At 64.3% G+C, this 12,987-nt stretch carries 12 protein-coding genes and 1 pseudogene; 7 read left to right on the forward strand and 6 right to left on the reverse strand.

All coding sequences use genetic code 11. The features are described 5' to 3' along the window. The 3 genes and pseudogenes from QJT78_RS43285 to QJT78_RS43295 form a co-directional block, all read left to right on the forward strand. Window positions 1-356, forward strand: a pseudogene (locus tag QJT78_RS43285) (hypothetical protein); the annotation flags it as partial. A 17-nt stretch (window positions 357-373) separates the two neighbouring features. Continuing rightward, complete coding sequence (locus QJT78_RS43290) at window positions 374-1,711, forward strand: amidohydrolase family protein (protein ID WP_038945186.1); 1,338 nt, start codon at window positions 374-376, stop codon at window positions 1,709-1,711. Between the two features lie 451 nt (window positions 1,712-2,162). After that, the gene (locus QJT78_RS43295; protein ID WP_028150053.1) at window positions 2,163-3,926 is read left to right on the forward strand and encodes a CYTH and CHAD domain-containing protein; all 1,764 of its coding nucleotides are present in this window, start codon (window positions 2,163-2,165) and stop codon (window positions 3,924-3,926) included. Between the two features lie 118 nt (window positions 3,927-4,044). Here the strand turns inward: QJT78_RS43295 and QJT78_RS43300 are convergent, their stop codons facing one another. The 6 genes from QJT78_RS43300 to QJT78_RS43325 form a co-directional block, all read right to left on the reverse strand. Beyond that, window positions 4,045-4,668: a transglutaminase-like cysteine peptidase gene (locus tag QJT78_RS43300; RefSeq protein WP_028154093.1), complete on the reverse strand. Its 624-nt coding sequence runs from the start codon at window positions 4,666-4,668 to the stop codon at window positions 4,045-4,047. Window positions 4,669-4,998: 330 nt separating this feature from the next. Beyond that, window positions 4,999-5,610: a PilZ domain-containing protein gene (locus tag QJT78_RS43305; RefSeq protein ID WP_028154094.1), complete on the reverse strand. Its 612-nt coding sequence runs from the start codon at window positions 5,608-5,610 to the stop codon at window positions 4,999-5,001. A gap of 68 nt (window positions 5,611-5,678) precedes the next feature. Next, window positions 5,679-6,845, reverse strand: a complete 1,167-nt coding sequence (locus QJT78_RS43310) for an MFS transporter (protein WP_038945187.1) — start codon at window positions 6,843-6,845, stop codon at window positions 5,679-5,681. 51 nt (window positions 6,846-6,896) lie between these two features. Continuing rightward, on the reverse strand, window positions 6,897-8,144 hold the full coding sequence (locus QJT78_RS43315; RefSeq protein WP_028154095.1) for an MFS transporter: 1,248 nt from the start codon (window positions 8,142-8,144) through the stop codon (window positions 6,897-6,899). Between the two features lie 142 nt (window positions 8,145-8,286). Next, window positions 8,287-9,012, reverse strand: coding sequence for an alpha/beta hydrolase (locus QJT78_RS43320; RefSeq protein WP_240537794.1), 726 nt, complete (start codon window positions 9,010-9,012; stop codon window positions 8,287-8,289). 109 nt (window positions 9,013-9,121) lie between these two features. Next, complete coding sequence (locus QJT78_RS43325) at window positions 9,122-9,601, reverse strand: GNAT family N-acetyltransferase (protein WP_028154097.1); 480 nt, start codon at window positions 9,599-9,601, stop codon at window positions 9,122-9,124. Between the two features lie 322 nt (window positions 9,602-9,923). Here QJT78_RS43325 and QJT78_RS43330 point away from each other — a divergent pair, with 322 nt between their 5' ends. From QJT78_RS43330 to QJT78_RS43345, 4 genes are all read left to right on the forward strand, one after another. Further along, window positions 9,924-10,562 (forward strand): Clp protease N-terminal domain-containing protein, encoded by a 639-nt coding sequence (locus QJT78_RS43330; protein WP_080586814.1) that lies wholly within the window; start codon window positions 9,924-9,926, stop codon window positions 10,560-10,562. A 131-nt stretch (window positions 10,563-10,693) separates the two neighbouring features. After that, the gene (locus tag QJT78_RS43335; protein ID WP_028154099.1) at window positions 10,694-11,845 is read left to right on the forward strand and encodes a zinc-binding dehydrogenase; all 1,152 of its coding nucleotides are present in this window, start codon (window positions 10,694-10,696) and stop codon (window positions 11,843-11,845) included. Between the two features lie 3 nt (window positions 11,846-11,848). Further along, window positions 11,849-12,331 (forward strand): DUF5680 domain-containing protein, encoded by a 483-nt coding sequence (locus QJT78_RS43340; protein WP_038945190.1) that lies wholly within the window; start codon window positions 11,849-11,851, stop codon window positions 12,329-12,331. Between the two features lie 117 nt (window positions 12,332-12,448). After that, complete coding sequence (locus QJT78_RS43345) at window positions 12,449-12,871, forward strand: VOC family protein (RefSeq protein ID WP_028154231.1); 423 nt, start codon at window positions 12,449-12,451, stop codon at window positions 12,869-12,871. Window positions 12,872-12,987: the final 116 nt, after the last annotated feature.

Below are 12,987 nucleotides of genomic sequence, written 5' to 3' on the forward strand. Positions count from 1 at the left end.
AGTCTCGGTCATGGCGTATCGCTCTCCTCGAGAGGTTCTGGCAGGCTCGTCACCCGCCTCGATACGCCGCCTTCCTCACACCGTCATCACCCAGATTCCGCCATAGCTCGGTCGGCATGAGCCGAATCCGTTCTGTGGAGTATTGCAATGGCGTCGCGTTCATCGGCCGCTGGCAGCAGGGCGGTGGGATCATGCTCGCCTCCGGCCTGTTCGGCGTGCTGGCGGGGCTCGTCATCCTTACCGGCCTTCCGATGACCGGGCTCTGGGTGCTGGGATTGCTGCTCGGTATTGATTTGCTGTCGCACGGCATCGGGTGGCTGACTTTTGCATGGCGGCCTGTGGCGGCAACGGCGTAGCGGCGCGGAGACTTGACATGTCGGGATTGAAGGCGCGGGCCGGACTCGCGGTGCTGCTTGCAGTGCTTCTTTGCAGCGCGTGGCCTGCACCGGCCCAGCAGGACTCCTCAGTCCTGTTCCGCAACGTCAGGTTATTCGATGGAAGGAGCGCTGCTCTCTCGGTCGCGTCCAATGTCCTCGTCAGGGACCGGAAGATCGAGAAGATCTCGACCGCGGACATCGTGGCCGCCGGCCAGGTGATCGACGGCGGCGGCCGCGTGCTGATGCCGGGGCTGATCGATGCGCATTGGCATGCGATGCTGGTGCGCCCGACACCGGCCGCGTCCCTCGGCGATGTCGGTTACAACAATCTGCTCGCCGCCAGCGAGGCGACAGCGACGCTGATGCGCGGCTTCACCACCATACGCGACATGGGCGGGCCGAGTTTCGGCCTCAAGCGGGCCATCGACGAGGGTCTCGTCGCCGGTCCGCGCATCTATCCGTCCGGCGCCATCATCACCATCACCGGCGGTCATGGCGATTTCCGCCAGCTCACCGATCTGCCGCGAACCATCGGCGGTATGCTCAGCCGCATGGAGCTGATCGGCGGCAGCCTGGTCGCCGACAGCCCGGACGAGGTTCGCGTGCGCGCGCGCGAGCAGCTTATGCAGGGCGCCTCGCAGGTCAAGCTCACGGCGGGTGGCGGCGTCGCGTCGCCCTTCAGCCCGCTCGACGTCTCCACCTTCACCGAGCCCGAATTACGCGCGGCCGTCGAAGCCGCCGATAATTGGGGCACCTATGTCGCGACGCACGCCTATACGCCGGTCGCGATCCAGCGTTCGATCGCAGCCGGTGTCAGATGCATCGAGCACGGTCATCTCATGGACGAGGCGAGCGCGAAGCTGATCGCGGAGAAGGGGGTCTGGCTGAGCACGCAACCATTCCTTGATATCTCCGGCGCCGCGGCGCTGGGACCGTCGGAGCAGGACAAGATGCGGCAGGTCGTTGCCGGCACCGACCGCGTCTACGCGCTGGCGAAGAAGTACAAGATCAAGACCGCGTTCGGCACTGACGTCCTGTTCTCGAAGGCATTGGCGGACAGGCAAGGCGCGATGCTGGCTGCGCTGACGCGCTGGTATACGCCGGCCGAAGCGTTGACGATGGCGACGTCAACCAACGCCGAACTCTTGAGCCTGTCGGGCCTGCGCAATCCCTATCCCGGCAAGCTCGGCGTGGTCGAGGAGGGCGCGCTCGCCGATCTCCTGCTGGTCGACGGCAACCCGCTCGACGACATCAAGCTGGTCGAAGATCCCGCGAAGAATTTTGTGGTGATCATGAAGAACGGCAGGATCTACAAGAACAGGCTCGCGCACTGACGCGCGCATGGCAGGTGTGAGCCCGCGAGATTCGATCGCTTCTAGCCTCGCTTGTCGGGAACCGGCTTTCCTGGCCGGGAGTCGTTTGCGACCTCCGGGAGCGCAGGAGGCCGCGCGGGGCTTGTCACAATCTCCGGCCTGTCATCATCGGAGGCGTGACTTCTGAGCGTCTCCAAAACCAGAAAGAATTTTTCCGCTAGCATGAGTCAAGCTCGCTGACGCGTTCATCTCGGTTTCGAGAACGACGAGATTCGCCATCAATTCGATCACTTACTGTACGCGGCGGCAATTTAATTCGTCACGCCAGACGAATTATGACAGTCCTGCCCGATCTTTAGCGTCGAGCGTGTCGCATGTGGACGATGATGCGTTGCGACGTAACGTTGCTATTCCTTGCGGGCCTGACGAGCTATATGCTGCGCTCTGTCATCAAACCGTCATGTCACCGGAAATGTTGAAATCAGACGCTACGCTGGCTCGCAAAACCATGAGCGCGCCGGATGGGAATCCTGTCCTCAAGGACAGGAACAAGAGAACGCAAGTCGTCGCCGGCTTCCTCAGGCAACGTGACGCAGCCGAACCCGGCCCGGAACATGCGATCGTCGAGGGCGCTGTGATTGATCAGACGCCATCGCAAGACACGACGCCTGCACCGGAGCCGGCCGAGTCCGGCACTGCTGCGCGTCCCGCCGGTGAGATCGAACTCAAGCTTCTCGTCGATGCCGATCGCATGGCGCATTTCAACGCCGCGCCGGTCATCACGGCCAACGCGCGCAACAAGGGCACGCGCAAGCATCTCAAGTCGGTCTATTACGACACGGCCGAGCGCCTGCTTCGACGCAATGGCCTGAGCCTGCGTGTCCGCCAGAGCGGCGCGCGCTTCGTGCAGACGGTGAAGACGGACGCCGCGGACGATCCGCTGCGCCGTGGCGAGTGGGAGGCGAGCGTGTCGTCGCTTGCGCCCGATCTCGCTCTGGCAATGCCCTTCATTCCGGAGAAGCTTCGTAGCCACCTCGTGACGCAGCCGCTCGAAGCCGTCTTCACCGCCGACATCCGTCGTCATGCGAGGATGATCGACTTGCCGTCCGGCACGGTCGAAATCGCCTTCGATCAAGGCGAGCTGACGGCTGGCAATCGCACGCTTCCGGTGAGCGAGATCGAGCTTGAACTGAAGAGCGGCAGCGCCAGCACGATCTACGAGGTCGCGCTGCGGCTCGCGGAGCAGGGCGCGGTGAAGCCGTCCATCCGTACCAAGTCGGCGCGCGGCTTTGATCTTGCCGCCGATGAACCGCCCACGGCACGTCGCCCGCGAAAACTTCGCCTCGATGCGTCGGTCACGCTCGACGAGGCCTTCGCGACGATCCTGCGCTCCTGCTTCCTCCATCTGCTCCAGTCGCTGCCGGCCGCCGAGGACGGGCGCAACCCGGAAGGCGTGCATCAACTCCGCGTCTCGCTGCGCCGGCTGCGATCGGCGCTCGACCTGATGCGATCGGTCGGTACGCTCAGCAATCTCGACGCGCTGCGGTCGGAGGTCAAATGGCTGGCGCAAGACCTCTCCGCCGCCCGTGATTGGGACGTGTTCCAGCTCGATACCTTGCCGACGATCGCACAGGCCTGTCCGTTGGTCGCCGGCTTCGATGCGCTGGGCCGCGCTGCGGCCGAGCGCCAGTCGGACGCCTATCGCAAGGCGCATGATGCGCTCGACGATCGCCGCTGCGCCGTGTTCCTGATCGGCCTCGGAAACTGGATCGAGACGCGGGGCTGGCGCAACGACGTTGCCGCCGAAGATCTCGGCCAGCTCGCCGAACCTGCCGTCGACTTCGCGCGGCGCATCCTGTCGGAGCAATACGCCAAGGTGCTCAAGCGCGGCCGCCGCTTCAAGTCGCTTCCCGCCGAGGAACTGCACCGGGTGCGGCTCGCGACCAAGCGGCTGCGCTATCTCAGCGAGTTCCTGCTGCCGCTGTACGAGGATCGCAAGTCGGCGCGACGTTTCTCGCGCAGGCTCGCAGCCTTGCAGGAGGAGCTCGGCGCCTTCAACGACATGGCGGTCACGGCATCGCTGCTCGATGGGCTCGGTACTGAACCCGACAGCGCCATCGCGGCCGCGGCGATCGCCGGTTGGCAGGCACGTGCATCGATCGGCGTGCAGCCCGCTTTGCAACGCACGTGGCGCGATTTCACCGCGGCGCGCGTGCCCTGGTCATCACAGGGCTGATTGCTCTCCCCAAAAAAGTTGCGGCCAGCCATTGGGGGATGGCTGGCCGCGCGCGAACCGGTCTGGGACGGGGAGGGGTGGGGATGTGACCGGGCCGCGTAACTCGTTTTCCTGACTGCTAGTTCTTGGCGCTGGCGGTGGAGACCGCCGGCTTGGTGTCGCCGAGCGAGACCCAGACATTGGGGTCGCTCTGTGACTGGCGCTTGACGAAGCGGTAGCCGGTCTCCGTCCAGGCAACGACGTTCTCGTTCTGATTGTCGAGAACGAACTCGCCCTTGTCGGTCTTCACCGTCAGCACCGCGTGTCCTTCGCCCTTCTTGTCCCGCACGACGGTGATGAGCAGGGCCTCCCGCGGCCATCCGGCATCGATCAGCATCTTGCGCTTCAGCAGCACGTAGTCTTCACAATCGCCGTAACCGTCGGTCGGCAGCGACCACTTCTCGATCACGCCCCAGTGCTCCTGGTCGGTCAAAGGCTTGACGGTCTCGTTGACCCAGCGATTGACCTTGACGAGGTCGCGCCATGCGGCCTGCGACATCACGATGTCGCGCGGTTGCGTCGGCGCGCCCTGGCACTGGGCGGCATTATCCGCACAGAACTCGACCCAGCCGATCGGCGCACGCGTGGTGTCGCCGAGGCTCGCGTAGAGCAGACGGCCTTCGCCGGCCTGCGCTGCCGCGCTGATCCCGAAGAGCATGGCAGCCAGTGCCAGCCCTTTCCCCTGTCCCCTGAAGTCCAACATTGCGGCCCCCGTTTCTTGTTGGGACCACATTTCGCATGGAGCTTTTGAGTTGCAGCTAAATCGGCCAAGTCAAGTCGAGACGAATGCAAGTAAAAGGCGCGATGAATTCGATCTATACTTGAATCGAATTCGACTAAAATTTGAAATGACTTCAATTGATTCAAATTTTATCTATTAACGCGGAAACGCTGGCGGAACTGTTGTTTGCGTGCGCACGCAGCCCTCGCGTTAACCCGCGCGAGGCGGTCGCCGGACACGAAAAAGGCGGCGTCCGCATCGCGGAGGCCGCCTTCAGGGCTGGAAATACAGGCGTTTTCGCGTCCTTGCGCTTTACCGCGCGGTAACGCTCTCTTCGAGAGTCTCGATCGGCTGCTCGTGCATGAACTCCAGCGCGAAGCCGTCCTCGAGGTTTCGGACCACGCGGCCCTGGACCCGGCCGAGCAGCACGATCGATTTCAGCGGCGGGCGGTTCTCCGCGGCAATGGCGGCACCGGACAGCGAGAGGTCGATGATGCGGCAGGTCATCTTGGTGCCGTCCTCGAGCGTCAGCACCGCGATCGGGTTGCGCGGCACGATACGGTCGTGGCGGCGATCCTCCGGCAGATTGAGGATGTCACGGTTGGCAAGCCAGGTCAGCTGCGCCGCCAGCTTGTCGCGCTTGCGGGGCGTCGCCCCGACCGTCATGGCGAAACCGTTGTCGATGATGCGGGTGATCTTGCCCTCGACCCGGCCGATATGGTCGAGATAGGCGACCACGCGGTCGCCGACATTGCCGATGCCGGGCGCGAGCAGCGCGAGCCCGCCGGGTGACATGTTGATCACCTGGCAGGGGAATTCCCGGCGGTCCGGCAGCATGTAGCGGCCGAGCAGGTGAACCTTCACCCGCTGGAAACGCCGTCGTTCCTCGGCGGCCGGAAGAAATTTTTTGTTCGCCAACGCCATTTTCACAACCCGACCCCCCGCCTGGCGGAGTCCGGCACGACCCTAAGGTGCACAGGGTTAATGCCGCGTTAGGATTGGGCGCGTCGATTACGGACAGACACAATGCGCTCGAAAAGCCACATCAGCGGCGGGCAGGCCAGCACCGTCAGCGCGCCGAGGTCGAGCGCCACCGCGGCCGTCCCGGCCGATTTAGCCAGCCGGCCGGCCACCGCCGGCCCCAGCATCATCGCGGCATAGAAGAGAGTGAAGAACACGCCCATGCCGATCGCCCTTGTTTCCGGCGCGAGCACGCGGGCGGCCAGGCTCATGATCGGGCCGGCCGGATGGCCGCCGATCAGGCCGATCAGGACGAGGACCGTGATCACCGCATCCGATCGCGGCAACCAGGCCAGCAGCCCGGCCACGATGAGGCTGGCCGCGGTCGCGAGCGTGAGCGGACGCTTGAAGCGGTCGGCGAGATAGCCGCCTGCTGGCACCGAGATCACCGACAGCCACATCACGAGGCTGATCGCGGAGCCTGCCGCCGCAATGCTCCAGCCGCGCTCGGCGAGCAGGGAGGGCCCGAACGAGAAGATCATGGCGAAGCCGACATTGAAGAGTCCCCAGATCAGGCCCGCGACGATCACCGCCAGCAGCGCGAGGGGATCGAGCCGGCCCGGGCCGGCCGCGCTGACCGTGGCTCCCGGCGGCGACTGATAGAGCGTGATCAGCACGATACCGATGGCCGTGAGTGCGCCCGCCGCCAGGAACACCGCGCTTGCGCCATAGGCCGTACCGATCGCCGGCAGCACCAGCAGCGAGATCGCGACGCCGGCCGGCCAGGAGTTGACGAAGATCGCCATCGCGGTTGCGATCTCCTTCCCGGCGAACCAGTCGGTGCCCATCTTGGTGAGCTGCACCGTCAGCAGCACGCCGCCGGCGCCGGAGACGAGCCGGCCCGCCATCTGCCAGCCCCAGATGTCGGTGGTGGCCATGACAAGGCTGCCCGCGGTCATCAGCAGCAGCGCTGCGATCGTCGTCCGCTTGTCACCAAGGGTGCGGCCGATCGCGCCGCCCGGCAGCGCCAGCACGATGCCGGGGGTGAAATAGAGTCCGATCAGGATGCCGATATCGGCGAGCCCTACGCCAAAGGTCTGTTGCAGCAACGGCGCGACTGCGGCCACGCTCTGGAACTGGAACGCGATGGTGAGGCGCACGACGAACAGGATCGCAAGAATGCCCCAGCGATTGCGCAACGCTTCATCTCCTCAGGCCCATCTCGAGCGTGCTGTGGGGAGGGACGAGAGTCAACCGGCTGTCTTCCTCGTCGCGCGCCCATAGAGAAGACACAGCAGCGCCAGCAGCACCGCGGCCGAGAGCCCGAGCGACCAGTGAATGCCGATCGCCGCGCCGAACAGGCCGACGGTGATGCCGCTGAAGGCCCGCATCCCGAGCCCGGCCATGTTGTAGAGCCCGACGACGCGGCCGCGGATATCGTGCGGCGCGTTCAACTGCACCAGCGCCTGCGCCATCGTGTTGAAGGACAGCTCGAAGAAGCCGGCAAAGAACAGCAGCACGATCGCGACCGGATAGATCCGCACCGCGGCGAAGCCGAGCAGCGCCACGCTCCACAGCATGGCGAGCATGATCGCGGTGCGCGGCGTGCCCTTCAGCCGTCCCCAGGATTCCAGCGCGATGCCGGCGAGCAGTGCACCTGCCGCATCGGCCGCGAGCAGCACGCTGTAGGAGACGCCGGGATCGCCGTGGCCGAGATCGCCGGCAAAGCCCGGCATCTGGGCGTGATAGGCGTTGCCGATCATGAAGGAGGTGAGGCCGGCGAGCCACGTCATTGCGGTCAGCACCGGCTGCGTGCCGATGGCGCGCATCGTCAGTACGATGTCGGCAAGGCCGCGCATGGCGAAGCGCCGTACCGCGACGCTCCTGTCGCGGACCGGCGCCCAGAACAGCCACAGCAGCATCGGCAGGTAGAACAGCGTGTTGAAGATGATGCCGTGCGAGGTGCCCAGCGTGAGCATGATGACGCCGCCGACGGCAGGTCCGACCAGGATGCCGAGATAGCGTGCCATCGCATTCAGGCGCACCGCACTCGGAAGATCCGCGGGGCCGACGAGATCGTAGAGCAGAAGCTGGTTCGGCGTCTGCCACAGCACGCCGGCGCAGCCATGGATCACCAGCAGCAGCATCGCGTGCCACATCTGGATGGTGTCGGTGATGAAGAAGAAGCCCCATCCGGCCGAGGCCACGATGAACAGCAGCATGCCGCATTGGATGATACGCCGCGGATCGAACCGGTCGGCGAGCCCGCCGACCGCGACCGAGAACAGCAGGAACGGCAGCCAGTGCGACAGCACGGCAAAGCCCCCCAGCGTCGGCGAATGGAATTTCTGGAACACCACCCAATAGCTGATCACATGCTCGATATTGTCCGCCATCATCGCCAGCACGTAGGCGATGAACTGGAGCCGGTACGGCACCGACTTCATCGCCGCGAACGATCCGGACGCGACAACAGGATTTTGGGGAAGGGGGTTCAAGCGATCACCTGGGTGGGACTCTTGCGGAGTTACACGTTCGCCGGCCGGTGCTCAAGACACTTGGGTATGTGTCCGTAGCCCGCAATCCGGGACCGCCGGCCCCGCATTCCGCAAAGCTCCATGCGGGCTACGAAGCAGCGCGTCACGCGATCTCCGTCGCCAGAAACGACCTGACCACCGCAGCAAACTCATCGGGCTTGTCATATGGCAACCCATGGCCCGCATTCGCGATCACCTCATGGCGGAGGTGTTGATTGAGCCCCTGCAGCTCCCGCGCCGTCTCGACCGAGACAACGCCATTGTCTCCGACGACAAGCAGGCTCGGGACGGCAATGGCTTTGACAAGCTCGCGATAATCCGGGTTCGGTGGCGTGAGAACCTCGAAGGCGCTGATCTCCGTCCGCAGCCGCGCATCAACGATCATGTCAAGCAGCTCGGATGAGCGGTGCGGATGCCGCCGCCGGGCCTCGGCCAGCGCCTCGTCCTTGTCCCGAGCGAGAAGCCGGCGATGCTGTTCGGCGACATCACTCTCGTAAACCTCGCGCTGGCGCCCCGGTGGCAGGAAAGTCGGATCGGCGAGGATAACGCTGCGAATGGCCGTACCCATCTCGCTCGCAACCACGGCGGCGGTCATGCCGCCCATGGAATGGCCGAGCAGGATCGGGGCAGTCAGCCCGAGCGCGTCAATGAGGCCGATGACGTCGTCTGCGAGATCGCGGTACAGATACCCGCCGGACGGTGCGCTCGACGCGCCATGTCCTCTCGCAGAGGGCATGATGACGTCGTAGCCGTCCTCGAGAGCGCGCGCCAACGGTGTCCAGCAGGCGCCGCTTCCGGTCAGGCCATGCAGCGCAATCAGCGCAGGCATGTCGTCCCCGGTCCGTAAATAATGGATGTCGATGCCATTTGCCGCGCAGGTTCGGCTCGTCCAGTTTGTCATTCGCAACGACTGTCAAAGAATCAGCGCCGACGCCATCCTACCCCAGCGCCTTGACGTAAACCGCATAGGGCACGCCCAGAATATCCGGTGCCTCGCGAACCCTGGTAAATCCCATCCGCTGATACATCGGCAATGCGACCGTCATGATCGGCGTCGTGTGCAGGGCGATGACCGGCGACCGGTCGCGCTCGGCGCGGCGCAGGCATTCTTCGGTCAATTGCCGGCCGATGCCCTTGCCGCGCGCGGCCGGATCGACCACCAGCATGCGGATGACCGGCCAGGCCGGATCGAAGAAGGCCGGCTTCGCGGCTCGCGGACCGACATAGGCGACGGCGCCGACGATCTGGCCGCCATCCTCGGCGACGATGATCTCGCCGGTCTTGGCAAGCTCCGGCATCTTCGCGACATGGGTCGTAAACAATGGCCAGTCGGAATAGTCCTGCTCGAACTGTGCGAACGCGGCCAGCGCAACGCGCACGATCGCTTCGGCATCCGCTGGCTGATAGTCACGCAGCATCGGCGCTGTCCTTGTAGCCCGGATGGAGCGAAGCGTAATCCGGGGCCACTGGTCCCGTATTCCACGCTGCGCCATGCGGGCTGCGAGCCATCTCATCCTAACCCAGCGTCCGGGTGCAAGCCATTTACGGGTTTGTGCGAGTCGTCAGTATTGACACTTGGCGGCCGCCGAGCCACCTTTCTTTCAGGTGGATACGACCTGCCGCTTGCACCCTTTACGGGATGGTGAACGTATCGCATGCATCGTCTTGGCCCCTTTGCCGAACAACGGGTCAGCAACGCAAGCACTGGCTTCCCGAAGTGTTCAAGCAAAGGAGTAAGCCATGCGCGACTATCGCGATGCTAAAGCTATGGCGCGCACGCTGCGCGCCTCTCTCGCCTCCAAAGGTCTCAAGATTTCGGTCGCCGAAAGCCTTGAGCTGACCGCCGAGCTGTTTGGCTTGGCTGACTGGAATACGCTTGCTGCCGCGATCCGGCGCGAACCGCCGGCGTTTGACACGGCCTCGGCTCAGCCACCGCGTGCGAGCATCAAGTGGCCTTCGGGATTTACCCGCGAGCTCGATCTGACTCTGAACAGGGCTCTCACTTACGCCAAAGCGCGAAAGCACGAGTTTGCGACGCTGGAGCATCTCTTGCTTGCGCTGCTGGACGATCCGGATGGCTCGGAAGTGATGAAGGCCAGCGAGGTTGACCTCGAAGCCCTGAGGCGAACCACAGTCTCCTATATCGATGATAAGCTGAGCACTTGGGTGATGATCCGCGACGAGCGCGACACGACGCCGACGGTTGCATTTCGACGTGTGGTGCATCGTGCGACCGTGCGCAGCCTGAAACGTGAAACGAGCGGTCTGGACGTGTTGGCGACCATGTTCAGCGAAACTGCAAGTCCTGCGGTTTGGCTCCTGAGCGAGCAGGGCATGACCGGCGAAGGTCTCGAGAGAGCGCCTCCTCGCGCCAGTTGAGAGAACAGTGAACCTTCTGCCCCGGTGCATTTGAGGTATGCACCTTGGTATTTGCAACGCCCCACGGCTGTCATAGGCTGATCGTCGGCCGCACCAATCAATCATAACAAGCACGCCGCGAGGACACACCCATGGACCAGATCCGCGTCTGCACTCACGCAGGGCCGGGCTCGGAGCCCGTCATCAAGACCGTGCCATGGCCAAAGGTCGGCCGGAAGGCCGCGCTGATCAAGGTCGGCGCCTGCGGCGTCTGCGGCACCGATCTGCACATTCTCAAAGGGCATTGGCCGAAGCCGTTACCCTGGCCGTTCACGCTCGGCCACGAGCTCGGCGGAATCATCGTCGAATGCGGCGACGAATTCACCGAGGACTTCATGAGCAAACCGCTGAAGGTCGGCTCGAAAGTGATGATCCCGCCGCTGATGCCCTGCGGGCACTGCTATTACTGCATCCATTATCCGCAGACCGCCAACAAGTGCCTGACGCCGGTCTATTACGGCCGCTATCTCGGCTTCGACAAGGCGCCGCACATGTGGGGCGGCTGGGCCGAATATGTCTATGTCGATCTCGAGATGCTGCCGGGCACCAAGATCTACAAGCTGCCCGACGACATGTCGCTACGGCTGGGCGCGCTCTCGGAGCCGCTGACCTCCTGCATCCGCGCCTTCAACCGCGCCAATCGCGCCGGTGGTTTTTCCTGGGGCGACACGGTGGTGATCCAGGGCTCGGGTCCGATCGGCATTCTCGCGGTCGCGGCCGCCAAGGAGATGGGGGCGGGGCGCGTGATCTGCGTCGGCGCGCCGGAAGAGCCGCGGCTCAAGCTCGCGCGCGAGTTCGGCGCAGAGGCGACGGTGAACATCGAGGAGATCAAATCGCCGCAGGAGCGCATCGCGCGCGTCCGCGAGATCGTAGGCCACTTCGGCGCCGATCTCGTGATGGATTGCTCGGGACATCCGACCGCCGGCCCCGAAGGCATCGAGATGCTGCGCGACGGCGGCACCTATGTCGAGATGGGTCAGTTCACCGATGCCGGCTCGATCGAGACCTCCTGGCACCGCATCTGCACCAAGGACCTCAACGTGGTCGGCTCCTGGGGTTTTACCGGCAACGATCTGCCGCTCGGCGTCGACATGCTCTACCGCACGCGCGACAAATATCCCTGGCTGAAGATGCAGACGATCTATCCTTTCACGGAAGCGGGCGTCGCGCAGGCGGTGAGGGATGCGATGGCGATGAAGACGGTGAAATCGACCATCGTGCCGTGGCCGGAATTGGTGGACTAGACAATGCCGTCCATTCCACGCGATCTCGCAGCGTTCCTGGTCGAAGCCAAGCGGCGCACCTATGCGGGGCTCGACGACGACGCGACCGTGGCCGCGCCGCTGCTCGCCGGCTCCAAGCAGCTTGAGCATCGCGCGCCGCCTTATGCCTATCGCGATATCTATTTCGGGATGGGGTTTTTCGTTGGCCAAGAGACCGTGTCACGGGATGACGGTGTCATCTGGTCGATGAGCTACAGCGGCGGCGCCCGCGCGGACATCACGGATCGGTCCACGCTGCTCGAGATCTACAAATTCCCGCGCCAGGCGCTGTTGGGCGTAAGGGTCGAGGAGCCTTATCGGGGACCGCGCCTGTTCGAGCAGGCAGGCATGGTCTACCGCAACGAGGTCGAAGGTACGCTCGATCGCTTCCACGGCATCGAGACGATCGCGCGGCATGATGGCCCGCCGCTGTACGAGCTGCGCTATAGCGGTGGTTTATTGCGATAATTCTTGAACCTTGTAGCCCGGATGGAGCGCAGCGCAATCCGGGTTCTCGCCCGTGGCTCCCCGTATTCCGCTACGCTTCATACGGGCTACGAGCCAGAGTTTGGAATGAACGACGAGATGACAGACAAACAGACACCTGAAACAAACTGGCGCCCCCCCTTCCACGCCATTCGCGCGATCGACTACACCGTCATCTTCGTGCGCGACATGGCGGCGATGCGCCGGTTCTACGAGGGCGTTCTCGCCTTTCCGCTGTTGCGCGAGCTCTCGCCGAACTGGATCGAATACGGCCTGGGCGGCAATACGCTGGCGCTGGCGAGACCGAGCCGAACCGCGGCCGACGCGCCGACACCGGCGGGCAGCGCCTCACTGCAACTGGCCTTCAAGGTGTCCGCGACCGAGGTCGATCAATGTGCCGAAGAACTGGTGCGGCAGGGCGTGGCGCTGCTGTCACCGCCGACCAACCAGTCGTTCGGACATCGGACGCTGTTCTTTCGCGATCCCGACGGCAATTTGCTGGAGGTCTATGCCGAGATCTGAGGCGCCTAACCCGTCCTATTCGTGAGAGTGCGGCTTTTGGGCCCGATTGATGCGGCCGCACATCTTGTCTGACGAGGCGCACAGGATTGCCTTCGGCTTTTCGCCGCCTGACGACC

This window comes from Bradyrhizobium sp. Mp27 (assembly GCF_029953005.1).
Lineage (GTDB): Bacteria > Pseudomonadota > Alphaproteobacteria > Rhizobiales > Xanthobacteraceae > Bradyrhizobium > Bradyrhizobium barranii.